The organism is Blautia sp. NSJ-140 (assembly GCF_022868965.1).
Taxonomy (GTDB): Bacteria; Bacillota; Clostridia; order Lachnospirales; family Lachnospiraceae; genus Blautia_A.
In genome coordinates, this window is sequence record NZ_JALIFS010000001.1 from 311,393 (window position 1) to 336,951 (window position 25,559).

The 25,559-nt window shown below is 39.3% G+C and carries 24 protein-coding genes and 1 pseudogene; 4 read left to right on the top strand and 21 right to left on the bottom strand.

Features of this window, described 5'->3' with window-relative positions; all coding sequences use genetic code 11:
* Nucleotides 1–18: 18 nt before the first annotated feature.
* Nucleotides 19–261 carry a DUF6870 family protein gene (locus MUB50_RS01395; protein ID WP_118623332.1) on the bottom strand — a complete coding sequence of 81 codons (243 nt, stop codon included), beginning with the start codon at nt 259–261 and terminating at the stop codon, nt 19–21.
* A 108-nt stretch (nt 262–369) separates the two neighbouring features.
* Here MUB50_RS01395 and MUB50_RS17120 point away from each other — a divergent pair.
* A pseudogene (locus tag MUB50_RS17120) lies at nt 370–555 on the top strand (helix-turn-helix domain-containing protein); the annotation flags it as partial.
* 158 nt (nt 556–713) lie between these two features.
* On the opposite strand, the gene MUB50_RS01405 reads toward MUB50_RS17120, so the two are convergent.
* Nucleotides 714–1,565, bottom strand: a complete 852-nt coding sequence (locus MUB50_RS01405; RefSeq protein WP_118623330.1) for an NAD-dependent protein deacetylase, SIR2 family — start codon at nt 1,563–1,565, stop codon at nt 714–716.
* Nucleotides 1,566–1,884: 319 nt separating this feature from the next.
* Nucleotides 1,885–2,793 carry an NAD-dependent protein deacetylase gene (locus MUB50_RS01410; RefSeq protein ID WP_118623328.1) on the bottom strand — a complete coding sequence of 303 codons (909 nt, stop codon included), beginning with the start codon at nt 2,791–2,793 and terminating at the stop codon, nt 1,885–1,887.
* 54 nt (nt 2,794–2,847) lie between these two features.
* Here MUB50_RS01410 and MUB50_RS01415 point away from each other — a divergent pair, with 54 nt between their 5' ends.
* On the top strand, nt 2,848–3,117 hold the full coding sequence (locus MUB50_RS01415) for an Rrf2 family transcriptional regulator (protein ID WP_118623326.1): 270 nt from the start codon (nt 2,848–2,850) through the stop codon (nt 3,115–3,117).
* 87 nt (nt 3,118–3,204) lie between these two features.
* On the opposite strand, the gene MUB50_RS01420 is transcribed toward MUB50_RS01415, so the two are convergent.
* From MUB50_RS01420 to MUB50_RS01475, 12 genes are all read right to left on the bottom strand, one after another.
* Entirely contained in the window at nt 3,205–4,116 is a 912-nt protein-coding gene (locus MUB50_RS01420; protein ID WP_118512621.1) for a radical SAM mobile pair protein B, read from the bottom strand.
* A gap of 338 nt (nt 4,117–4,454) precedes the next feature.
* Nucleotides 4,455–5,045, bottom strand: a complete 591-nt coding sequence (locus MUB50_RS01425; RefSeq protein WP_118512622.1) for a hypothetical protein — start codon at nt 5,043–5,045, stop codon at nt 4,455–4,457.
* A complete protein-coding gene (locus MUB50_RS01430) occupies nt 5,042–7,480 on the bottom strand; it encodes a glycoside hydrolase family 3 C-terminal domain-containing protein (protein ID WP_182433921.1) in 2,439 nt (812 codons plus the stop codon). The genes MUB50_RS01425 and MUB50_RS01430 overlap by 4 nt, the downstream gene beginning before the upstream one ends.
* A gap of 26 nt (nt 7,481–7,506) precedes the next feature.
* The gene (locus MUB50_RS01435) at nt 7,507–10,368 is read right to left on the bottom strand and encodes a glycoside hydrolase family 3 C-terminal domain-containing protein (protein ID WP_118623322.1); all 2,862 of its coding nucleotides are present in this window, start codon (nt 10,366–10,368) and stop codon (nt 7,507–7,509) included.
* 182 nt (nt 10,369–10,550) lie between these two features.
* The gene (locus MUB50_RS01440) at nt 10,551–11,858 is read right to left on the bottom strand and encodes an ATP-binding protein (RefSeq protein ID WP_118623320.1); all 1,308 of its coding nucleotides are present in this window, start codon (nt 11,856–11,858) and stop codon (nt 10,551–10,553) included.
* 23 nt (nt 11,859–11,881) lie between these two features.
* Complete coding sequence (locus tag MUB50_RS01445; RefSeq protein WP_117510049.1) at nt 11,882–12,586, bottom strand: LytR/AlgR family response regulator transcription factor; 705 nt, start codon at nt 12,584–12,586, stop codon at nt 11,882–11,884.
* Nucleotides 12,587–12,789: 203 nt separating this feature from the next.
* Nucleotides 12,790–13,539 (bottom strand): ATP-binding protein, encoded by a 750-nt coding sequence (locus MUB50_RS01450; protein WP_118623318.1) that lies wholly within the window; start codon nt 13,537–13,539, stop codon nt 12,790–12,792.
* A gap of 89 nt (nt 13,540–13,628) precedes the next feature.
* Nucleotides 13,629–14,399 (bottom strand): ATP-binding protein, encoded by a 771-nt coding sequence (locus MUB50_RS01455; protein ID WP_118623316.1) that lies wholly within the window; start codon nt 14,397–14,399, stop codon nt 13,629–13,631.
* 22 nt (nt 14,400–14,421) lie between these two features.
* Nucleotides 14,422–14,616: a hypothetical protein gene (locus MUB50_RS01460; protein ID WP_015524507.1), complete on the bottom strand. Its 195-nt coding sequence runs from the start codon at nt 14,614–14,616 to the stop codon at nt 14,422–14,424.
* A 16-nt stretch (nt 14,617–14,632) separates the two neighbouring features.
* Nucleotides 14,633–16,450 (bottom strand): cobaltochelatase CobT-related protein, encoded by a 1,818-nt coding sequence (locus MUB50_RS01465; RefSeq protein WP_118623314.1) that lies wholly within the window; start codon nt 16,448–16,450, stop codon nt 14,633–14,635.
* A gap of 6 nt (nt 16,451–16,456) precedes the next feature.
* Nucleotides 16,457–17,389, bottom strand: coding sequence for an AAA family ATPase (locus MUB50_RS01470; protein WP_118623312.1), 933 nt, complete (start codon nt 17,387–17,389; stop codon nt 16,457–16,459).
* A gap of 85 nt (nt 17,390–17,474) precedes the next feature.
* Nucleotides 17,475–18,245, bottom strand: a complete 771-nt coding sequence (locus tag MUB50_RS01475; RefSeq protein ID WP_118623310.1) for an ATP-binding protein — start codon at nt 18,243–18,245, stop codon at nt 17,475–17,477.
* Between the two features lie 168 nt (nt 18,246–18,413).
* On the opposite strand from MUB50_RS01475, the gene MUB50_RS01480 reads away from it, so the two are divergent.
* Nucleotides 18,414–19,061 (top strand): TetR/AcrR family transcriptional regulator, encoded by a 648-nt coding sequence (locus MUB50_RS01480; RefSeq protein ID WP_082424858.1) that lies wholly within the window; start codon nt 18,414–18,416, stop codon nt 19,059–19,061.
* On the opposite strand, the gene MUB50_RS01485 is transcribed toward MUB50_RS01480, so the two are convergent.
* On the bottom strand, nt 18,983–19,609 hold the full coding sequence (locus MUB50_RS01485; protein WP_118623308.1) for a DUF3786 domain-containing protein: 627 nt from the start codon (nt 19,607–19,609) through the stop codon (nt 18,983–18,985). The genes MUB50_RS01480 and MUB50_RS01485 overlap by 79 nt on opposite strands.
* Before the next feature lie 40 nt (nt 19,610–19,649).
* Complete coding sequence (locus MUB50_RS01490; protein WP_118064022.1) at nt 19,650–19,982, bottom strand: nitrous oxide-stimulated promoter; 333 nt, start codon at nt 19,980–19,982, stop codon at nt 19,650–19,652.
* Nucleotides 19,983–20,210: 228 nt separating this feature from the next.
* Here MUB50_RS01490 and MUB50_RS01495 point away from each other — a divergent pair, with 228 nt between their 5' ends.
* Nucleotides 20,211–20,648, top strand: a complete 438-nt coding sequence (locus MUB50_RS01495; protein WP_118623306.1) for an Rrf2 family transcriptional regulator — start codon at nt 20,211–20,213, stop codon at nt 20,646–20,648.
* Nucleotides 20,649–20,969: 321 nt separating this feature from the next.
* Here the strand turns inward: MUB50_RS01495 and MUB50_RS01500 are convergent, their stop codons facing one another.
* From MUB50_RS01500 to MUB50_RS01515, 4 genes are all read right to left on the bottom strand, one after another.
* A complete protein-coding gene (locus MUB50_RS01500) occupies nt 20,970–21,812 on the bottom strand; it encodes a S8 family serine peptidase (RefSeq protein WP_243119068.1) in 843 nt (280 codons plus the stop codon).
* A 107-nt stretch (nt 21,813–21,919) separates the two neighbouring features.
* Entirely contained in the window at nt 21,920–23,512 is a 1,593-nt protein-coding gene (locus MUB50_RS01505) for a recombinase family protein (RefSeq protein ID WP_005428244.1), read from the bottom strand.
* Nucleotides 23,509–25,098: a recombinase family protein gene (locus tag MUB50_RS01510; protein WP_009245397.1), complete on the bottom strand. Its 1,590-nt coding sequence runs from the start codon at nt 25,096–25,098 to the stop codon at nt 23,509–23,511. Before MUB50_RS01510 ends, MUB50_RS01505 begins: the two co-directional genes overlap by 4 nt.
* Nucleotides 25,099–25,174: 76 nt before the next feature.
* Nucleotides 25,175–25,342, bottom strand: a complete 168-nt coding sequence (locus tag MUB50_RS01515; RefSeq protein ID WP_009245398.1) for a hypothetical protein — start codon at nt 25,340–25,342, stop codon at nt 25,175–25,177.
* Nucleotides 25,343–25,559 lie beyond the last annotated feature (217 nt).

Below are 25,559 nucleotides of genomic sequence, written 5' to 3' on the forward strand. Positions count from 1 at the left end.
TGTTCAGTTACTGAGCGATCAATAGCACTCTATCCGCTTTTTGAGATAATCACTGAGTGCATCCGTTGCCTCCAGCTCCCTGGTCATTTGCACAACCACCACATAGCCTTCATTCATATGAGCATATGGCTGATCACCGGATTTATCCAGAAATGTTTCCACCTTTTCAGAAATCGTTCTGTCCATATCCGGAGTTAATTCTTCAATATCTTTTAACTGTTCCAGATCAACACTGGAATCTAACACTGACTGATTCACCATAATACTCACCTCTTTTCCAACATATTCCTGATAGAAGTCGTCCTATCACTTCAATTTTCTCAAACTCATCACCTTGCCTTTCTTACCTGTTTTCCTAATGTTTCTTTTGGTATGTGGTTTAATTACGGGATTCTCAATAATTTTCTGAAAGAATGGACTCTTAGAAAAGAAGAACTGAAATCTGGTAAAATTACCAGAGATGAGTATTTTGAATGGAAAATCAACTGGCCGCAGACTTGTGATGATTGTGGAAAACGTGAACCGTCAAAGCAATGGCGATGCTCAAACGAATAGAATTTAGCGAAACTTAGCAAAACTTAAATTTATTATATTTTTTCTCTTTAACTAATGGAAAAGGCACTGAAAAACCAATATTTCTACGGTTTTCAGTGCCTTTTTTGCATTGTCCATTCAGAAAAATTAATTGCCCAAATAGAAATATATAAACACCCCTATAGGTTCTCTCTTGCCAGACATATTTCTTTCAGCGCCTCCCCAATATCTCCATCTACCCCGATCGACTTTCCGGCAATTTCTGACGGAATATAGACTTCTCCTTTATTGAAGGTGATATAAACTGCTTCAGGTTCAGAAGCAGCAAGGCTCATGAAAGGCTCTTTGATCATACGGTTTCGCCATCCCACGCCCAATTCCAGGATCGCTAATCTTTTACCATGATATTTCTTAATAAAGTTCTGATAGTCTTGCATTTTCTTTTGGAACTGTTCGGTCTGAAAGAATGCATTGCTGTTTGCCATATTGACCGTAACTGGCCCTCCACAGCAGGAACAGCAGGGAACCAGTTCTGAGGGGATCTGTCCGTTTTTTTCAGCTTCCGCCATTTTGAGAATTTCATTCTGGTTTTCGTAAGGATCTGTTCCGCATCCATTCTGGCACCGGGACTGGGTGAGACGGCCTTCCATCTCAAAGACTTTATCCCTGTCAAATCCTGCAGGCACAAAATGGTCCTCGCCATTGGAGGTCACAATAAAATAATCTTTGGAACTAACCAGACGATACAGATCCTCCATTACAGGACCGGGCTGTTCCAGATAACATTTCCGGCTGATCAGTCTGCTGAAAAATGCCCATTTAGATTCTTCTGTAGGATACTGAAAGAATAATCCCTGCAGTATGTTTCTGATCCCGTATCTGCTGCGGAAATCTCCGAAATCTTTCTGAAACCAGTGATCATCTGCAAAAATATTATATCCTTCTGAAATAGATAATCCGTTACTGGCGCCGATGAGAAGAGCATCTGCTTCCTGGATAGCTTTATAAATATTTCTGAAGTTTTCTTCCATAATGTTATTTCTCCTTTTCCAACTGTATCCGAAGTTCCTTTAATATATCTGCCAGATTGCCTTGCAGGTAAAGACTTCTCCCTTTTTAATGTTCCGGAGCAGAAGAGGCTTCCCGGTTCAGACAGACGTAAAACACCTGGCTGTTACGGGCCGTCATCTCCCAGAAAGGCAGTCTGATCACCCCCGGTGTCATCTCTCTAATCTTTTCCGGCAAGTACAGCCTTAAGAGCCAGATATAGCTGACCTGTAGGCAGATGCCACATACTGTAAATATATTTTGTATAGTAGGCCCATTGCTGTTCCAGGGATGTCCTTGTGACTATGCTTCTCCATGCTCCTTGTTTTCCTCTTTCTTTACTCTCACTGCCTCCTGCAGCACCAGGGCAATGTCTTCTTTGATGGCCAGCCCTTTTTGTTCTATTTCTATGGGAAGAAGGGCGTCCTTTGGATTAATGGTAATGTAAAACGCCTTAGGCAGGGAGTATGTGAGATTCCAGAAAGGTTCCTGGATAAACATAGGGGTCATTCGTCCTACGCCCAACTCCAGAAAAAGGATCTTCTTCTCTTTATTCTTTTCCAGAAATTCGTTGATCTTCCGGTATTCGTCTCTATACTTGGCACCTTCCAGGAATGTATATCCCCGTACCCAGGGCTCCATCTGGGCTCCGCATTTTGGACAGCGGGGGATCATTTTGGCGGGGATACACAGATTCTCGTCAATAGCTGCATTCATGGCATAGACCATATCCTTGTTGTAATAAATCTGGTCATGACATCGGCGGCTGCACTGATAATAGCGGAAATCACCCTGGATGGCGCTTAATTTTTCTTCGGACACCACACGGGTAAACTGGAAGTCCTGATTGGTGGTCATAATATGATAGTTTTTACCCTCAAGGAGTTCCATGAGATCGTAGTAAGGCTGTCCTGTAGGACACTCATATTCCATATAGCCCATACGTACAAGAAATGCCCAGTGAGCTTCCGGGGAAGGATAATGATAGTAAAATCCGTTAAAGGCTCCGGTAAATCCATATTTTTTATGGAAATCCCCCAGATATTTCTGAAATATCGCATCATTCTGATAGAAAAAATTATAGCCACAGGAAGCGGACATGCCGGCTGCTGCTCCTACCAGAATGGCTTCAGCAGAATTAAGTTTATCTAATAAGGTCCGGGCATTTTTTTGATATGCATTTTCAAAAACAATATTTTTCATTGGCTGCATGGTTGACTTTCCTTTCTTTTATTGTTATTATTAAAATTACATCAAAATTGTACCATGTTAAAATATAAATTACAAGAAGAAAAAGAGCATCTGACCAGTGCCCAGATTGCAAAAAGTGTAAAAACAAATCCTACCTATATCCGGCAGCTGATGTCCGCGCTGAAAAATGCAAGCCTTATCTCCAATACCCAAAGCCAGGCAAACGCCTGTCTTACCAAACCTGCGGATGAAATTACTATGCTGGATATATACCGGGCAGTGGAGGGAGAAAAGCCTTTGCTTCATCTTGATATTGATACCAACCCAGAGTGTGGAGTATACTGATAATAATAAAGAGACTGTAACATTCATGGAAAACTATGAGTTGTTTCAGTCTCTTGAGGCACCTCTTTTACATCTCAACTTATTCAATCATTTTTTGCGCCGCCCTGTATTTTCCGATCCCCGTACTTCTTCATGATAGAAATAGTCCACGATTACAGGATGGCCTGGCTCTGCGCGGTCATAAGGCAGTTCGTTGTCTACAAAAGGACAGTCGTATTTTTGGGACATCTGTGCTGCCTGGTTTTCCAATGCCCGAAAATAACTTCGATCTCCCTTGCGATAGATTTCATCATACAGGGTAACAAGGTGAGGATAATATTTCTGAATATAATCCAGGATCTCCTGTTTGAAACCACCGCGGAGATTTAGATTTTCTAACCATACCAGGTCACACTGATCTTTCACACGTTCAAAAATCTTTTCAAAATCTGTGATGCCCGGAAATACTGGGGAAATGAAACAAACCGTGCGTATTCCGGCTTCGTATACCTGCTTCATTGCCTCAAGTCTGCGGCTGATGCTGACAGCTTGATCCATGTCTGCCTGAAATTTTTCATCTAATGTGTTGATCGACCATGAGACAGTGACTTTTCCCATTTCTTTTAGCAAGTCAATATCCCGGAGTACAAGATCCGATTTCGTACAGATAAGGATTTCTGCACCGCTATTTTTTAACTGTTCTAAAATCCTGCGGGTATTTCTTATCTCCTTTTCCTGGGGCAGATACCCATCTGTCACGGAACCAATCACTACCCGTTGGCCTTTATATTTTCTCGGGTTTTTAATTGCCGGCCAGTGTTTTATATCCAAAAATGTCCCCCACGATTCGGTATGCCCGGTGAACCGTTTCATAAAAGAGGCATAGCAGTATTTGCAGCCGTGGGTACATCCTACATAAGGATTGACAGAATATCCCCCTACCGGAAGACTGGATTTAGTCATGATATTTTTTGTTTCTACATCCCGGATCAGAAGATCCTTTTCCATTATTTTTTCCATGCGTTCTGTTACTCCAAAACCCGGATAAATGCAGAGGGCAGATCCTGGATCATTTGATTATCTCCCATAACGGGAAGTAGATCCTCTTTCATAAACACCGGTTTTGAATCATCTACAATCAGAATTTTTTGTCTTTTATTCATATTTTTTTACCTTTATCCTTGTTGATTTTATGATGTTCCAAATCATATCAGATTGCATCATTTTAACCAAATCAAGTAAGTCCCCTGCTTCAATTGCGAAGAGCAATAAGCAGTGGGTGGGGACTTGCTTGTATCAGAAGGGGTACAAGCCCCTTCTGATATACTGCGAAGCAGTTATTTGGTTATGATTTTCTTCTATTCAGCCTTCCCCTCTGGGAAAATAATTTTAAACACAAAGAAAAAAATCACCATGGAAACTCCACCTGTAATAATTGTCACAAGCATGTTATAGACTGCCGGTGCCACATATGCAGATGCAACTGGCATCCACAGATTATTAAATCCATTACAAATCAGTGAAATTACCACCCATGCAACAAAATACCAGATTGCCTGATATACAGGATTTCCATGGCTTTTAAAGGTAATATTTCTCTGAAGTGGAAAATTGATACACTGTGCAAGAAATGACCCCAATTCATAACTGATAAAATAGCCAAGTCCACCACCGATCAATACATTCCCCGTTGCATCACGCAATACATTATACCCCAGCAAACTCCATGTAAATTTTACTCCAAACAGATTCATAGAAACCTTTGGCCACATAAATTCTATACCAGCCAGACCAATTCCCAAAATCCCTGGTAAAAATGTAAATACCAGATACTGGAATACTGTCACGCCCATACTGAATATAACAAAATAGAATATCTGATAAAGCCATTTTGCAAAAACAGAATGTTTCTCTTCAAAACATTTCCATATATTTTTTATATGATTCATCTGCGCTTCCCTCCGGCTCCTTTTAATAATTTTTCATATTTCTTATTATTTCTTCTGTTTCTGAAATATCCGCCAACTACTTTTTTTACTCCAAGCATAAAGTGGCCATTCACAGCATCGACAATTCCATATACCATTTCCATACTGACTGCCCCGCCGGTCATCTTGGCAATCCCCCGAAACGGCATATTGTAAATAAAAAGAATATTCAGATCCGGCTTTCCCTGTGCCTCACTCTTCTTTTTCATTTTTGTGAGACATCTATATATCAGTCTTGCAAGTCGGCTTTTTGCATAATACATCTGACAAATTGCATCATTGATTTCCAGATTTCCACTCCATCTCCCGTTCGGTATCTCATGGCCAAGAAGTTCACGAAATTCCTCATCTGATATTTTCTGCACGATTCCTGTATAATAGTAAGGCATTTTTGCCGGATTATACGGATACCCTTTACTATTTCCAGTTCTCTCAGTCATACCTGTTAAACGAATATCTGCAACACTGGCTCCTACCATAATCTGATAAGTTCCTGTTTCTATTTCCCACTGTCCCGTTTTTATATTCCAATAACGGAATGTCTTATCATCAAAGGGAATCCTGAGCTGTCTGCTTTCTCCTGCCTTCAGATAAACTTTTGCAAAACCTTTCAGTTCTTTTTCCGGTCGGAACACGATTGCATTAGGAAGTCCTACATACATCTGAACAACCTCAGCTCCATCTCTGTCACCTGTATTGGTAACCGAAACTTTGATTCCATCCTCTTCTATGATAAGATCAGAATATGTAAATTCCGTATAGGAAAGTCCAAAACCAAATGGAAACTGCACCCGTACTTTTGAAGTATCATAATAGCGATATCCTACATAAACACTCTCGCGGTATTCCGATGTTTTCTCATTACTTGGATAATATCGAAATGCCGGTGTCTGTTCATAAGATATGGGATATGTTTCTGCCAGTCTTCCTGATGGGTTCACCTTTCCGGTCAGAATATCCAATGTTGCAGAAGCGCCTGCCTGTCCATTCAGATAGCCATGCAAAATCGCTTTGCAGCAGGTGTGCCATGGCATTTCTATCGCTGATCCAGCACTCAGTATTCCAATAACATTTTCATTCACCTTACTGATATCCTGCAGAAGATCGATCTGATCCTGCGGAATACGCATATGGGTTCTGTCCAGTCCTTCTGATTCACTGATCTCATCAAGACCAAAGCAGAAAATTACAATATCCGCATTCATAGACAAATTTAATGCAAACTTTCTATCATTCTCATCTACATCTCCATTTCTATGATAGCCTCTTGTCATTCCCAGAATATTCAGATCATATTGTTGCAAAATCGATGACATATCTTCTACTTTTGTTGGATTGACCATAGAAGATCCTGCCCCCTGATATCTGGGTGAAAAAGCAAAATCTCCAATAACAGCGATGGATTTTTTGGTATCCAGCGGAAGAATCTGTTTTTCATTTTTTAGAAGAATCATGCTTTCTGCTGCTGCTTTCCTTGCCAGTTGATGATGTGCGTTTCTGTCAAAGTTTTTATCTGATAGCTTCTTCCCTGATGTCAATTCCATCACTGCATCTACCAGTTCTCCAACTCTTTCATCCAAATCCACTTCCTTCAGCTTTCCTTTTTGGACAGCAGCAATCACTTCTCTTGCAGAATCATACCCACAGGACGGCATCTCCAGATTTGAGCCGGCAGCAACACCTTTCACATGGTCATTGCTTCCGCCCCAGTCTGTTATTACAATTCCATCAAATCCCCAATCTTTGCGCAAGATGTCTGTCAAAAGATGTTTGTCCTCATTAGCATAAATCCCATTAATCTGGTTGTAACTGCTCATGATTGCTTTTGCGTGTCCTTCTTTAACAGCTATCTCAAAACCGGTCAGATATATTTCTCTTAATGTCCGTTCGTCAACAACTGCATCCATTGCCATTCTCCGAAGTTCCTGACTGTTAACTGCCAGATGCTTCGGGCAGGCATAAACGCCTTTACTCTGTATTCCCCGAATATATGACGCTGCCATCTTCCCGGAAAGATATGGATCTTCTGAAAAATATTCAAAATTTCTTCCACATAATGGGCTTCTTTTAATATTCAATCCCGGACCAAGCAGTATACTTACATCCATACTTGCTGCTTCCTCTCCAAGAGCCTGTCCAATCTCTTCCCCCAGATCCTGATTCCAGCTGTTTGCAATCATCGCTGCTGTGGGAAAACATGTCGCATTTAAGGATGCATTCAGTCCCAGATGATCTCCTGCTCCTGCCTGTTTTCTGATTCCATGTGGTCCATCTGAAAGAAAGATGGACGGGATGGAAAGCCTGTCAATTTCTCTGGTCTGCCAGACAGTTTTTCCACTGAGGATTGCTGCCTTTTCTTCTATTGTCATCTTTTCAACCAATTTTTGCTGTTTCATAACTATTTTCCATCCCACTTTCATCCTTATTCAGCATTCTTTCTTTTCTTATATCCTCTGATTACCAGTACTTCCATTCCTGCCATGAAAAGTGCTATTACAATGTCGATACCAATTCCTGCTTTTTTCCAATTTTCCATACCTGTTTCTTCGTGTTCTCCATCATAAGCCCAGCTGCTTACAACTGTATACATGACATTTTTGCAGGCATTCCTCATCTGAAGTACAGATGTTGGATGCTTCTGATTGGCTACATTGTTCTCTTCTCCGTTGAATGTGGACAACATTGCATCTACTCCATTCGCCAAAGCTGCATCTGCATTCATAAATCCATGACCATTGTTTCGGAAGAAGTCTGTAAGCGCCATTCCCCTGAATCCCCATTCATCTCTGAGAACTGTATTCATAAGGTTGCTGCTTTCTCCAGTCCATTTATCTCCAAGAAAACTCCAGGAAACCATAACCGCATTTGCACCACCCTGTTTTACAGAAATTTCAAATGGTTTCAGATAGATTTCTCGGATTGCCTGCTCATTTGACCAGACACTTACCATCTTTGCATTTCCCTCATACAGAGCAAAATGTTTGATGTAAGAATAAACTCCATATTTTCTTGCTCCTTCTACTGCTTTTGCTCCCATATTTCCTGCAAGAACTCCATCTTCTGAAAAGTATTCATAGTTTCTTGCTCCAAATGCGGTTCTATGAGTATTCATACCTGGTGCATACCAGCCCTCTGCACCCATTTCCTGACTCATCTTGCCCATGCATTCACCCCAGGCCTGTGCAAGTTCTTTATTCCATGTGGAAGCAACCACAACTTCAATTGGAAATCCAATAGAACCAACTCCTGTAAAGTTGTTATTAATTGCTGCTGGTCCATCGAAATCAAGTGTAGCCACTTTTCCCACAGAATCCATGGCTGCTGTCTGATAACCTGCCATTGCAATCATATTTGCCATTTCATCAACAGTAAGCTGATCCAGAAGTTTTTCCCAACGAGGATCGTCATAATCAGCATCTCGCATATCAGCTAATGTAAGTCCATTATCTACTCCCGTTGTCGGCATTACATCCTCATCATTGAGGTATGTAGTCTTATCAAAGTTGCTGTTCAGATGATATTCAGAAACATATGGCTCACCCAGCTCTGCAGATGCCGGTGCTGCTGTAGCCTCTTCATAATTTGCAAAATGATCTGCTCGTGATAAATATGTCACATCGCCTTTTGCATCTTCAAATACATTTGTTGCTGCAGTATCATCTGATGCTCTTTTATTTTCTCCCTTATATACTACATCTTTATCTGCAGTATAAGTTTTCTGATCCAGCACAGTATGTGAATCGCTGTTGATAGAAATCACATAATCGCCTTTTTCAAGAACATATGCTTTTGCATTATTCTCATCATAAGAGGCCATATCTTCTATACTGAATGTAACTGTAACAGTCTGAGATTCTCCTGGCTGAAGCAGATCTGTTTTTGCAAACTCGATCAGATTTGCAGAAGATTTCTCAATTCCGCCATTTGTATATGGCGGTTTATAATACACTTCTACTACATCTTTTCCGGCAGCATCTCCGGTATTGGTTACTTCTACATCTACAGAAATCTGTCCGTCTTTTTCTTTCAGTTCACCCATTTTCTGTTTAAATTCCGTGTAACTCAGACCATATCCAAATGGATACTGTACAGTCTTATCGTAATCAATCGCACCTTCCTGTGCAGCTGTTTCATAGTACTTGTATCCTACATAAATGCCTTCCACATAATTGGTAAATGCCGGAGCATACACCTGCGCAGTTCCTGCGTTCATTCCTTCAACGGCCATATCTGCCAGATTTGTATACTCCGTTTTTTCTGCATTATTCCACCACGGAGCAGTCGTCATATCATAAATAAATGTATCCGGTGTTTTTCCGGAAGGATTGACTTCACCTGAAAATACTTTACCAAGTGCATTAAATCCCACATTTCCCGTTCCGGGGCACCATACAACAGATTTAATCTGAGGATATTCATCTGCGAAACCAAGTTCAAACTGATTTGCTCCATTATAAATCACAATCACATTATCAAAGTTTGAGCAAACCATATCCACCATATCTCTCTCAGTTTGTGAAAGCTGTAAATAATGCTCTCCCTCAGGAAAATCATCATATTCATCTGAATTATTATCATATGCTGCTTTTTTTACATCCATAGGAATATCATTATGACCTTCACCTGCTTTTCTGGAAAGAACCACAACTGCCACATCAGAATACTCTTTCGCACTTTCAATAAGCTCATCATCGTAAGTATCTACAGGTGGCTCCGGTAATGTCCAGCTCTGTTTCTGGATAGACATTTCCGGATTATCTGCACCATAATTGTTATAAAAATCAACCAGTTCCTGGTTAATAGAAAATCCGGCATTTTCAAGTCCCTGATTCAGACTGACAATATCATACAGATCATTAATTCCACCGGAACCAGCTCCTCCGTAAGCCGGATTAATAGATTCCCAGCCAAAAATATTCAGTTTTTTTGTTTCATTTAAAGGAAGCAGGCTTTCATTCTTCAGAAGAACAATTCCGTCTTCCATAATTTCTTCTGCTGCTTCCGCAGCTTCTTCATTTGTTTCATCACTTAAAGTTCCATTTCCCGTTGCCAGTCCAATCAACGTAGCCATTGGTCCAAAACAGATCATATTCACGCAGACAACAACTGCAAGAACCATTGCGATCGCAGCTTCCCCTCTTATCAGAAATCTTTTGTCCCTGGACATCCTGCGGCATGCTATCATAATTACGATTCCAATTACAAGTGCAGCAATAATACCGATAATATACGGTTTGCATAATTGTAATACCGCCAGAACATCTTCCATTTCAACACTGATCATTCTCTTTTTCCTCCTTTGACTCTCTTGTCTTTTTCAGGTATCATTTCCTGTTGGCATTACTATAACATGATTATTATTTCGCGCTGTTTTTGGCACAAGATGCAGCAAATATGGCACAAAATACTAAAAAAGGTCCGGTGGACCTTTTTGTCGTATGCTTGGCAACAAAAATACCCAGAGCATTACAATACTCTGGGTAAAAGAATCTTTAATTCAAACCAGTTCTGCTGTACTCCAAATACTACAGAACCATCATATTTTTCTACAGCTGTACGAATACTTTTCAATCCAAAACCATGGTTTTTACTATCCTTTTTTGTTGTTGTAATCAGATCTTCTTCATTTTTGGAAATTTCTGCTTCACAATAATTCTCTATCTTGATAAACACAAATCCTTTTTGAGCGGATACTGTCAGATGGATCAGTCTTTTTTCCTGATCTGGAATCAAAATTACATGTTCAATCGCATTATCCAAAGCATTTCCAAATATAGAACATATATCTGTTACATGCATATGATCCAATAATTTTCCATCTGCCACACAGGTAATCTGTATATGATTTTTTCGACAATGGAAAATCTTAGCTGCCAAAATCGTATCAAGTACCTGATTCCCCGTTCTGCTTATATTTTCAAAGGCAGCGATTTCCTTTTCCATGGAATCAATCCATTTTTTTCGTTTCTCTTCATCTGATTCCGCACGAAGTCCCGTTATCTGGTGTTTCAGATCATGGTATTTCATTTGTATAAGATCCAGGCTGTCCTGATAATTTCGGTATTGATCATACTGGCTTTTCAGCATCACGTTCATTACTGAAAGTTCTTTCTCGGCAACATACTCACTGATCCTGCTCTGATAAGCATGCAGGATTGCAATTCCTCCAAAATCGATCAGTGTTCTGATAGAAAAAATATCTGCACGTTCTCTGCTCGCAAATGGTACATTTTCATTTAAAAATCTCAGATTACTAAAAGCAAAGATTGCAACAGCCATGATTGCCGCCGCTGCTACTTCCTTTACTGTCATCTGTTCAAGATAATTCTGCTTCAGGAGATCTTTTTCTAAATAAATATTAATAGTAAAGCAGCCTCCAAAAATAACCATCGTGATCAGAATTTCAACCCAGATGCTCTGATTCCCCCATGCCTGTACAATAGATACAATCTGCCACTGCAGCGAAGCTACAAACTCAGCAAGAACAAATGCACGGGCACAGCAATAAGCCGCTCCCAGAGGCTTCATATTTCCTCCGACCATAAGAAATCCATACATCATACCTGCAGCGATCATCATACAGGGAACCCACAAAATTTCAGTTACGCTGCCTGTCAAAGTCAGAAAGATACTCTGCATTGCCAACATGAAAAGACTGCCTGTAAGAAAATGTACAGATTTCATGTTTTCTTTTTTTAGGATATAAAGATAAACCAAACATGATCCCCACTCTGCTATTGCCGTATAAATTCTTGGAATATCCTGATATAACATAGTATCCTCCATTTCGCATGAAATCATTCCATATTGAGGTTTTGCAGAAGCAGATTCATGAATTCTTTTTTTCTGGTTCTGCTGACAGGTATATGTACATTATGAATCACACAATCAGAACCAACAAATCCCTCTACATGATTCATATTTACCAGATATCCCTTTGCACATCGAAAAAAATTATGTACCGCAAGTTTTTCTTCGAGTTCTTTCATCGTAATTCTTGAACAGTAATCTCCTCTCGAAGTATAATAAATTACATTATGTCTCTGCCCCTCAATATAATAGATATCTGCTATATCTATCTTTACAACTCCTTCCCCAATCGGAATCGTAAGAAATTCTTTAACCTCAGAGCGCATACGTCCAACTGCTTTATCCAGTTTCTGCGAAAAAGAAAAGTACTCAACCGGTTTTACTACATAATCCATTGCATCAACTTCATATCCACGTACTGCATATTGAATCATATTTGTAATAAACATAATAATTACTTTCTGATCCATCTGACGGATTTTTTCTGCTGCTGTCATACCGTCCATGAACCGCATCTGAATATCCATCAGAATAATGTCAAAACCGCCACTGTAATTCTCAGTGATATCTTCTCCATCACCAAATACCGTAACCTTTATTGATCTTCCCCTTTCCGTTTGATATTTCCGGATATACTCTGTTAATTGTTTTACGTAAATTTCTTCATCTTCCACAATTGCAATCTGTATCATCCTATTCCCTCCACAAGAATTGCATTTTTTGTAACTGTTCAATCACACAATATAGTTCCAGGGTTTTAATGTTATTTTATAAATAACTTTTGTTTCAATATATCACTGCTTCTCTCTTGCGTCAAGTGGATGTAATATTACAAATCACATCTGTATAATCTGGTTTTCTTTTATCATATATCCACAGTAAATCTCCTCATTCTTTAAATAGAAAGTAGAAATTCTGTTAAGTTTTCAATAGCATCTGGTTTTTCTGATAGTTCTTTCCCAATCAGTCCCTCTCCCATAATACCAGGATCCGCACTAAGAGATACAGCGACTCGACTTGAATTCCATACAGCTTCATACATCATTTCCTGATTCTCTTTTGTTACTTTATTGAGAACGTAATAAAATGGTTTTCGAATACTTTCCGATAATTCCCCGATTTTTTTGGAAAGCTGCAGGGATTCATAGGATGGATCTATGATTATCAATATCAGATCTACACCATTATCAATTCCACGTCCAAAGTGTTCAATACCAGCCTCCATATCCATTAGCGCAAATTGGTTTTCTGTAAGCCTGAGATTTTGGATGAATTGAGTCATAACAGTTCCCATAGCGCAAGAACACCCTTCATTTGCCTGATGAATTTTTCCACTGGTCATCAGTTTTACACCGTCCTTCAGGCTATAATAATCTTCCGGTATATCATCTATAGTCCAGGTTTCCTCAAAAAACTGATGAGTAAATTTTGATAACATCATATCATTTAAAACATTTTGCTTACCACCGAAATAGTCTGTAAAATCTCTGGGAAGCTTCATACCTAGCTGTCGGTGTAGACCATAATTAGATTCATCGGAATCAATTACCAAAATTTCTTTTTCTCGTCTGGCTAAAGCCTTAGCCAAAAGACTGGTTACTGTACTTTTTCCACATCCACCTTTTCCACAAACTGCTATTTTCATCTCTATATTTACTCCTTTTTTTAATAATAAACATTACATATGGCCATGCTTCAAACTGTTTTCGAAAAATAATTAAATTAATATAATGTCTATTTTGCCATTACATCAAATATCTCCTTAATTTTTCGAATTTCATCCGTAGCTGTCTTGCTGCATCCATAAGGGGATCTTCCTTCTCTGTCTGCTTCTATAACTTCTGCATTATAATGAACACATCCCAAAAAATCCTGCTTCGGGATTCTAGACCTTACAAACTTTTCATCTTCATCATTTCTGATTTTATTTGCTATGACCTTTACTTCCTTTACACCCAATTCTTCTGCCAAACGTTTTACATTTTTATAAGTCTGAACACTTCTGGCCCCCGGCTCTATCACGACGATAAATTGATCCATTCCTTCCGTTGTTCCCCGTCCTAAATGCTCAAGTCCTGCTTCCATATCCAAGATTACTATATCATCTCTATGTAAAACCAAATTATTAATAATTCGTTTCAACATTACATTTTCAGGGCATACACATCCGCCTCCCGCAGTTTCCACAGTTCCCAAAACCAGAAGTCGAACACCATTATTTTCTTTTCCGTAAATTTCAGGAATATCATCCACTTTTGGATTGACTTTATAAAAAGTATTACTTTTATCTGCACCTGTTCTCTCCTCAATCAACCTTCTCATTTTACTGATAGGCGTAATACTCTCCAGTTCTTCCTCTGAAAAACCCAGTGCAAGTCCAAGATTTGCATCTGGATCCACATCTACAGCAAATACTTTTTTCCCTTCTTCTGCATACAGCCGTGCTAATACTGCAGATATCGTAGTTTTCCCTACTCCGCCTTTTCCAGTTACAGCAATTTTCATCTGTTATCTCCTTAAATGCTTCTTATTCCACTTCCTCCAGTTCTGTTCCTTCCGGAAGAATATATCCACAGTTATCACATACTCCGTCCTCTGCAAGTATCCCGTCTTTCACAAAGGCTTCAATGCCTCCCGGTTCATGACAGCGTGGACAGTCTAATTCCTGTATCTTTTTCTGATTTCTTACATCCTGGCAATTGGAAAATTCAATTTTACCCATAGTGATTCCTCCATTTTCATTCCATATCAATTTGTCTTCGCAAAAAAGTTCCTACTATACGGGAAAAATTGCTGATATTACGAATATAGGCAAAATCTTTTCCATAGATTCTCTTTTCCACGGAGAGTTCTTCTTCATTCCCTACAAAAATACCAATTACGAAAATTCCCTGATTTCTGGCTCGACGCACCTCATATGCAGTATCTTTCACAGCTCCTTCTCCGTCATAGATCTTGGGCTGGCGGGTTCCTGGTCGTTGTATGCTCATATCACAGGGTTTTCCATCACTTAATACGATTAAAATCTTATTTTTTTCCGGTCGCTCCATGAGAGAGGAACAGACTGTTTTCAGTGCAAGCCCATCTCTGTTATTGGCATACGCCCGAAATTGAAAGATTCTTTCATTTGTTTCCCTTGGATCTTCATAATCCCGAAATCTCTGAATTACTGTATATCCCCAGAAAGCACAGTATCCTGTCACCCGATGAGGAATTCCTGCCTGGCTTAATGCTTCACTGATAATATATCCCTGAGCCGCTACCTGAGCCTGTCTGTCAGCCTGGGAACCACTGGAATCAATCAGGACGTCTATTACAAACTCAGAATCATCAGATCTTTTTTTTCTATTAAATAACTTGTCATCGTCTGTTCTTCCAATTTTCCATAACCTCTCAGGAACAAGCTGCCCTGCATCAGATCTGCTGACAAAATCATCCTTTCGGATTATAAATGCCCGTTTCAGTGACTCTGCCAACACAGAAATATTTCTTTTGATGATCCAGTGATTATTTCCATAATAGGCTTTATTTTTTTCAAACTGCAGCTGAGAAAAACGGTATTGATTATTTTTTATCACAGGGTTTTGTAAAATTCCATCTGTAAGATACAGAATACAGTTTTTGTGGATTCCTGTACAAAATTTCCGGTTGACTCTGGCCTGCTCCGCTTCACTTAGATACGATTTTCCGTAATTCAGTTCCACATATTCCCGTATCCGTCGCACTGCCTGTGGATTTATATTCTCCGAGCTTTCCGGAACTTCTTCATTTTCCGGAGAGAAATAAAATCTTTTTTTCTTTTTGTTTCTGATATCCAGACTCATCATCTTTTTTTTGAGATTAGAAAGATATTTTTGAATGATGTCTTCCATCTGTTCATCCGTCATGCATTCCTGCCACGCGTCATTGGCCAATGCCATATCCGGTAAATTCAGAATCTTCTCCAGATTTCCATTCTTTTTTTCAAAAGAGGGATCCAGAACATGATTATAAATCTCATCTATCACGTTTATGACATCTTCCGTATTTTCTGCATCCTTCAGAGAAAGAATCTTGTACAATGCAATCTCTGCCTGTGGATCCATTCCCTCATCGTCTGTGTTCTCCAGAACATGCCTTATATACAGAAGCCTAATCCTGTGAATCAGGTCTGTTCCAGCTTTGTCTGATACCTGCTCTTTCTCGTCCTTTTCCAATTCTCTGAACGCCTGTTCTCTGATTTCCTTTGTTCCCAAACGTTCTCGAATGATAAAACGATTCACTGCAGCATCCATGCATAATCCAGCAAGAGGCAAAAGCATATCTTCTCCAGCAGAAAAATATAATTTTTTCATCAAATACATGCCAAGTTTCTTCTGATCAAAATATCGTGCAAAGGCACCCTGCTTCACTGCCTCATATAGAACCGTTTGTTTTGAATAAACATATTTTTCTGTGTCCGGTTCAAATTCTATATCATAATCACCACTGACTGTCCAAAAAAGATTTCTGATACGATTACTGATCTCCAGATGATGTTCTTCCAGTTGTTCCGCCGGCCATCTGACATCCTCCATACAAGTTTACCCCCATATGTCTTTTCCGGTCCAGGAAGATGGGATTCTGGTAGAAACCACATCTTCTACGATCTCTTTTTCAAATACATCAAAACTTTTATTTATGATCCCCATCTGGATTGCATCAATTGGAGAAAGTCCGCTTTTTGTTGCTTTTACAGCAGAAACCAGTCCTCTCAGGTCAAGAGATTTTGTTGAGATTTCTCCATGATAAGCTTTGATCTGCAAATCCAGAAACAGTCCTGCAAAAACTTTCAGTGCACTTTTTTCCCCATCTGGAAAATGTTGTCTTAATACAAAAAGGACACTATCCTCATCCATTTCAGGCATATCAATTACCATAAACCTTGAAACCAATGCTTCATTTAGTTCTCTGGTACCTGCGTAACCATAATTCATCGTACCGATAAATCGTGTTGCCGGATGAAGTAAAATCCTGTTATATCCTGGAATATCGATTCTGCGCCGATGATCCAGTGTGGCATGCAGTACAGAAACCGCATCATTTTTTGCCATATTGATTTCGTCCAGGATTCCAAATCCTCCAAATTCCGCGCATTGGTAGATAGGGCCTTTCCGAAGGCGAACCTCATTATTTATAAAGGTATCCGTTCCAATCAGATCGGCACTGTCTGTATTTACATGAAAAGAAATGTCGTATTCCGGTCTTCCGAATATCCATGCCAGTGTCTCACATAGTACATTTTTTCCTGTAGCTTTCGCACCGGAAAGTAACAGGTTATCTCCCTGAAGAAGCGCTGCTATTGACATTTCCAGAATCTTTTTCCCATAAAATAGGATATCCGGTTTTTCTACCCGTTCCTTTACTTGATTTTCTACCTCATAACGCATGTGAAAATCTCTCAGTTCTCCAATCAGTTCCTGCGCTATCTTCTGGTCTTCTAAATATTTTTCTATTTCTGTCCAATGATTTCTCATGAAGATTTTCCTTTCTTTGCAATTGGTTATACCAAATCAGATAATATTTCTGTTTGCTCAATCTTCAAACTTTCAATCCTCCAACTCACAATCCCAACTTCTTTACAATTTCTCCCAGTGCACTTCTTACAGGAGAATCTTTCGGAAGCTGTATGATCGGCTTTCCATCACAGTCATACTGATATACCTGGTCATCATGTGGCACAACCCCTAACAATTCCAGTCCCTGATTTCGGATTTCTTCCAGAGTTCCGGCATCCAGTTTTCCATCTGGAACACGATTCACGATCAATCCGGTTTTCTGTGGTTTAAAGTTTAACTCCTTCATCAGCTTTGCAATACGTCCGGCCGCCTGAACACCTCTTCTGGAACAGTCACTTACAAGAATCGCAACTTCCATCATTGGCAGGATTCCTCTGCTGATATGTTCCATACCTGCTTCGTTATCAACCACAATATATGGATAATGGCTTTGCAGTTTCTGAACCTGGGTCTGCACAAGACCATTTACAAAACAATAGCAGCCCTGTCCCTGGGTTCGCCCCATTACCATCAAATCATAATCATCTTCTTCTGCAATTGCATCGGAGAGACGCATTTCCAGATAAGCCTGTTTTGTTATTCCTGTCGGAATCTGATACCGTGGATCAACTCCTGCCCGCTCAATTTCTTCTCTCAGCTCCCCAAGTGTAATCTCCGGCTCAACACCGAGCACTTCGTTCAAATTTGCATTTGCATCTGCATCCACCGCCAGGACCGGACGTTTTCCGCTTTCACATAAATACTGGATCAACAATCCACAAAGAGTTGTTTTTCCTACGCCACCTTTTCCTGATACTGCAATTACATGTCCCATGTTTTTCCTCCTAAAATTCTGAACAATCTGTTGACTTTTTCTTTAAACCTCATTATAGTTGTTACTATATAAATTACAATAATCAATCTGTGAGATTTGTATGGTTACTCAACACATCAGGAAAATTGTTGAGAAATTATATGATACTAACTAATACAGGAGTATATAATGTCAGAAAAAACGAGAAAACAAGATCGCCGTACCCGCTATACCAGGCAAACCATAAAAGATACGTTCTTAGAGTTGTTAAATCAGAAAAGTTTTACGAAAATTACAGTTACAGAGATCTGCAAAAATGCTGAAATCAACCGTGGCACTTTTTATCTTCATTACTACGATATCCATGATGTATTATCAGATATTTTTAATGATATGACTCAGGATATGTTAACAACTGTAGATCATTTATTCTGTCTAAATCAAAAAAGCTGTTCCTATCCGTTCTGTCAGAAAATACAGATGGAATCACAATACAGGGCACTGTTTCTGGATGATGCAATTGCCCCTATTCTTCTGGAAAAAATAGCAGAAAATACAAAAGAAGGCTATGTGACCTGGCTTATGTCACACAGCCTCCTGACCTTTGAACAGGCAGAATCGGTTTTTTATTTTCAAATGAATGGCTGCCTTTCCATCAACAGACTGATGCTCCGCAATCACTGTAATGACTGGAAACAGATTCAGACAGTAATCGACAAATTTATCAAAGCCGGACTGGAAAGTTTTCTGATTCATGATCAGAGGGAAGAAAATGCTTCCGATAATTTTTGCAGCAAAATTTCTCCAACTGTTACCGCATCTTCTACACTTAGATAATGATCAGCATGATCCTGAAGAAATATTTTGCCGGATACAGGAAATTCTTCATCTGCAAACCATATCTTTAAAGTTACCGGATATCTTGGCAGAACTGGAAAAGCAGCACACAGATCCGCCGTTGTCTCTGTGAATTCTGCACCCAGACTTGTACATGCTTTCTGAATTTTCTCAGGATCTTTGTCCTGCAAAAGCTTTTCCAGTTTCTGCTCTGCAGTCCGGTCAAACTTGGTCCCCCGAATCAATCCATCTTTCAGGTTGCCAAAAGTAATGAGCTTCTGTGAGCCTTCCGTTCCATCTGCCATATCCAGATAATGCAGCAATGTCAGATAATGCCATTCATCTATATCTGAACTAATATAAAACTCAGGAAGTTGAATTTCAAACACTTCATGAAAACTCGGTACCTCAAGCACATTTCGGCTGCTATGAAAAACAGCCCCACTTTTTGCAGCAATATCCTCTCCGGAACGATTTTGCAGCCGTTTTACTGCTGCCTGCAGCATTTCCTGAAATGCACGATTTTCTGTTTGATTTCTGTATTCCATAAGTTCTCCTTTGTAAATATTTTATCGCATCATGTAATAATCAATGTTTATGCAAGGATTTTGGTGGTTTCATTAATCTGGCTTTATCCGGATTCTCTTTTATCCATTCCCGGACAAAATCCATTACCTCAGTCATAGTTTCATAATCTTTTCCACAAAAACAGCAACTTGGGCATGTTGGACATGGCCATCCCTTATTTTTGAATCTGCATGCGTCTAAATGTCGGTATGCTCTTAATAAATTTGCTTCATATTCTTCTTTAGACTGTGAAGCTTCCCTGTTTTCACGATAATAAAGGTGATACATTTTTTTAGTCATATGTTTTTTGATTCTGGTATATAAATTTCCTTTTAATTTGTCCACAATCAGCATATTATACAATCCTCCGTAAGTTTTATTACTATGTTGACTTTTCCTTTAAATTTCATTATAGTTGTAATTATATTATTTACAATCATCAAAATAAAAAATATGTACAATTTCTCAACACATTAAAAAGAGCTGTTGAGAACTTGGGATGTTTTTGACAAACCAGAAATATTTTCGCCTCAAAAACGTGAAACCAAAATCATTATATCATACTACAAGGAGTTTCTTATCATGAAATACTCAACGAAATTAAGCGATACTGTTCATGTGATGGTTCTGATTGCTATCAACCAGGAAAAATCTCTCTCCAGCGCCTCAATTGCAGAAAGTGTCCATACAAATCCCGGCTTTGTACGCCAGCTTATGTTAAAACTAAAAAAAGCGGAACTTATGACCAGTGTAGCCGGACATGCCCGTCCTTCTCTTTCAAAACCAGCAGATCAGATTACATTGCTGGATATTTATAAAGCAGTTGAAGGTGATAAACCATTGCTTCATTTAGATACTCATACCAATCCAGAATGTGGCGTTGGCATTAACATTCAGTTATCTTTGCAGGGATTTTATAATGAAATTCAAAAGACTGCCGAAGAAAAAATGAATACGATTACTTTACAGGATATCATAGATATCTACTATCAGCGGATATCTATAGAAAACAACTTATAAAATATCATTTAACAGGAGAACATTTTCATGTACCTTCAGCAAATACGAAATGCCACCATTTTTTTTATTATGGTGGAAAAACATTTTTAATTGATCCTATATAAGTCAGTTTCATATTATCATGACCTCGCTTTCGTTTGATTCTTATTTCATTAACTGTCCATAACAGAACTGCTGGTTCATGTTATGTCATTGCTACAAAAGGTGCTTTCCATATCATTTTGCGTCTAACCCGGGCAGATTTTCTTCAAATTTATGGAAAAAGTGCTTCATTTCTGTGTTGAGAAAATGAACGGAAACACTTGATTTTACTGACTTTCTTCAATGTGACCTTATTATAACGTTCTCCCCCCATCCCACCTCCACATTCGGATACTCTTCATACCCGCCCACACTCTGTGCGCCTTTCCTCAAATACGCCTTCACCTTTTCCCCATAAAGAAACGGATCATTTCCTTTCACGATCCCCCACTCCATAAGCAGAGCTGCGCTTCCGCTGACAAAGGGTGCCGCAAAAGAAGTTCCGGTAACAGTGGCGTAGCTTCCACCGGGAAACGGGGCGGAGATGGATACGCCGGGAGCTGCGAGGTCAGGCTTCCGGATCGGCAGGAACTGACTTCCCCTTCCGGAAAAATCTGCGTAGGCATTCTGTCTGGAATCATAAGCTCCAACAGAAATAACTTTTCCGGCAGTGGAAGGAATCGTCAAAGTTCCCACAGCCCGAGGAGAATAAAACCCGGTTCCGCGATTCAGTACATTTCCACCCGGCAGCCAGAGGAAATACTGTCCGGAGCGCACACGTTTTCCACTCAAAAGAACTTTCCAGACACCACTGTCCACATAATTACCCTCAGGAATGAAATCTATGTAGATTTCCTGTGACAGCTGATAGGGACCGGGTTTTCCATAATAGATCAGAAGCTCTGTATTTTCCAGCAGATGCCGCTGTGGGCCCAGCCTTTCATATAATGGACCGATCCGTTCTCCGGACGGACTTTCCAGATAAATTTCCATCTCATCTTCATAATCCTTCCATAACTGTACATTTAATGTGGTTTCAAAAACTCCCACCGCCAACTGGATTTCTTCTGTTTTCCCCTGCTGCAGAATTCCTCCCGCATGCCAGGGCTGGCTGCCGTTATTTCCGGTTCCTGTAACGATCACAGTCCGCCCCATGGCCGCAACTGTATCAATATAGTTTTCCAGGAGGGAGTCTCCTCTGTGTGTTCATTATAACTAGGGGAAAATTACTGTAAAAAAATTTGCAGTCTTTACACTGCCTGTTTTTCTACCGGATAAGGCGACTGATACTTAAATACAATATCAATGCTCTTATCTCCATTCACAACAATTTTTTCAATCAATTCTGTCACAATTTCTCTTGTCACTTCGGATAATGTTCCATACTTGATAAATTTCTCTATCCAGTTTTCATAAGATTCTTCTGCCTCTCCAAAGCTGTCTTTCTCTTGTTCTGCCAACTGAATCTTCGCCCTGATATCTTTATCCTGCTTTTCATATTCTGCCTTATAGGAGAGATATTCTTCTTTATCCAGAACACCATCTACATAATTTTCGTAAGTTTTCTTTTTATACTTTTGGACAGCCGCAAGTTCTTTTTGTAACCGTTCAATCTGCTGGTCTGCTTCTGCACATCGTCTCTGCACCTCCTTCTTCCTATCTGCTACTTTTAATATTTCATCCTTATCACTTTCTTTCAGTGCCAGTTCCGCTTGTCTTTGGATTTCATTTTTTACAATAGAATCCAATACTTCTTTTTTAATGAAATGAGAATAACAAACTGTGTTTCCTTTTTTGTGATAGGTACCGCACTCATAACCGTCCCGACAAGTAACCCTCTGGAAATTATATCCGCAATCTCCACAAACAATAATTCCTGCGTATGGATTTACCTTTCTCACTTCGCTATTAAATCCCGGTGTCCGTGTTCTTTTCTTCATAAGTTCCTGTACCTGCTCAAAAGTATCTTTGCTAATAATTGCTTCGTGCATTCCTTCCACAATATACTGCTGTTCCTCTGGAATATATTGATACTTTTCCACTTTATAGGATATCTTTTCTGATTTATGCTGTACCATAGCCCCTGTATAAACTCTGTTTCGCAAAATTACATTGATCGTAGGATATGCCCAGCCCTTTGCACCCGCTTTTTCTAATGCATTGGCATATTTCAATCCCTGCACCTTTCTCTTATACTCTGACGGTGTCAGAATTCCTTCCTGATTCAGTTTCTTTGCAATACCATCCCTGGAATATCCTTCCAAACTCATATAAAAGATTCTCCGTACCACTTTAGCTGCTTCTTCATCTACAAGAAAATGATGCTTATCTGCCGGATCTTTTACATATCCATATGGGGCAAACCCAGACATAAACTGTCCCCGTTTCTTCTGGGCGGTCAATGCACCTCTGATTTTCTTAGATATATCACGACTATACATATCATTAAACAACGTCTTAAACTGTGCCAATTCTTCATTACTGTGATGAACAGAATCCACGCCATCCAAAATTGCAATATAACGCACACCCAAAGATGGAAAAACACGCTCAATATAGTTACTGGTTTCAATATGTTCACGCCCAAGCCGGGAAATATCTTTCGTAATAACGCCTTGAATTTTCCCTTTGTAGATATCCTCCATCATCCGCTGAAATTCCGGTCTATTCGCAAAATAAAGCCCCGAATAACCGTCATCAATATAAATATCTGCGATTTCCAGATCCTCTGATTTAGTCACATACTCACGAATCAGTTTCATCTGATTTTCAATACTCTCACTAACTTTATTCTCTCCATCATCCTTCGACAGACGACAATATACACCCATCTGATACATCATATCACCCCATCTTTCTCAAGTATTCTATCTGGTGAACTCTCTACTGAAGCAAACTTAAAATATATATCTATTTTCTGCTCTGGATATACATAAATTTTATCAACTAACTCCACAAGCGCTTCTCTGGTAAGCTGCTTTACCGTTATTCTTCTGCGATTAAAGTGCTCCAACCATATCTTTGTTTCATTGACCGCCGCCCGCTGCCTTTGCTCTTCATGGTTCAGTTCTGATAATTCTTTTTGATATTTCTGATTCTCTGTTTCATACATCTGTTTTAATTCCAGATATTCCTCTTTGGAAAGTACTTCATCCATAAACTGTTCATATGCTCGTTTCCGGTATTCCAGATTTCTTTCTATTTTTGCCTGCAATTTTGCAATTTTACCATCCAGTTCCGGCTGTTTCTGTCTGATCTGAGTTTCCAGATTCTTCATATCCATCTTCATCTGTTTCAATTGCTGGTTGATTGCAAATACAACCAGTTCATCCAGCTTTTCAAATGTAATATGATTCAGCTCACAGTAATTCTGCCCCTGCTTCTGATGAAAACCACACATATATCCGTCATAGTCTTTATGAGATGCCAGATAACGTTTTCGCATGGCTGTTTTACATTTCCCACAAAAGAGCAGTCCCACATATTTATGTGGTTCATTGTTTTTATCAAAATAGGAAACTCTGCGCCCCTTTCTTATTTGCTGAACCCTATCAAACTCTTCTTTAGAAATGATTGCCTCATGTGCATCCGGCACCAGCTCCATTTCTTCCAGGGGAATTGCCTTTTTGTATTTCAGCTTATAAGACGGTCTTTCATGTTTCCGAATCACAACCGCCCCAGTATAGACCGGATTCTTTAAAATTCCACTTACAGTAGACGATGTCCACAGACCTTTTCCCGAATCCCATACATAATTGGTTTTTAAAACTTCCTTTTTATATTTTGCGGGACAAGGGATTTCATCTTCATTCAAAGTCCTGCAAATAACCGTACAGCCAAATCCATTTTGATACATTCTGTAAATTCTTCGAACAACCTCGGCTGCATAAGGATCAATTTCCAGATGATTATGAATTGTTTTACTTTTCACATATCCAAAGGGGGGCTGTTTCGGAGTATATTCGCCCATACTTCTTTTGGTCTGAATCGTTGTCTTAATCTTTCTGGATGTATCTCTCAAATACATATCATTCAGCAAAGTTTTTATTTCTAACATTTCATCATAAGTTCCAACGGCTGAATCATAATTATCCAGAATCGAAACAATCCGAATCTGTTTCTCCGGGAAATATTTGCCTAGATAATAGTTGGTATCAATATGTTCTCTTCCAAGTCGAGATACGTCCTTAAAAATCACCATATTGATAACACCAAGCTCAATATCTGCCAGCATCCTCCGAAATTCAGTTCTTTCAAAATTACTTCCAGAAGCCCCATCGTCTACATAAACTTTTTTCTCTGCAATATCTTTATTCTCTGCAATATAATCTCTTGCCATCTGAATCTGAGAGTGAATACTATTGCTGTATTCACCCTCTTTATTTTGCTCTTCAATGGAAATTCGGCAATAAATTCCTGCCTGATACATTCTATCCCTCTTTTCATCGGTCTTGCGTAGTCATTGTCTTTAATTGTCTTTATTTTACAACAAGAACTTAAGAAAATCAACCTGCAATTTTTCGTTCAGTAAGATTCTGAATGCACTGGATCAATGTCTTTTCCCCATTAAAATGCACTCGAATCTGATATCCTGCATGTTCATAGCTTACATTCTCTTTTTGGATTTCTTTTTTTGTATCCAGAACTTCTACAGAATCAAATAACGTATTCATGCTATATGCCTCCTTCAGCATACAGTTCTCTCTACATCCTATGCCGGCAGGATTGTACAAAAGTTCTGTATGAATTGAATTCGGCTTTCGAAAGCCTGATTACATTCTAAAATTATTCTGCACCAATCACATTGAATTGAAATTGACCGCAGATTGAGTTTTTAAGATTCATTTTCTTCCTATACAGTATCAATTCCTATTGTCCGGAACATTTGTT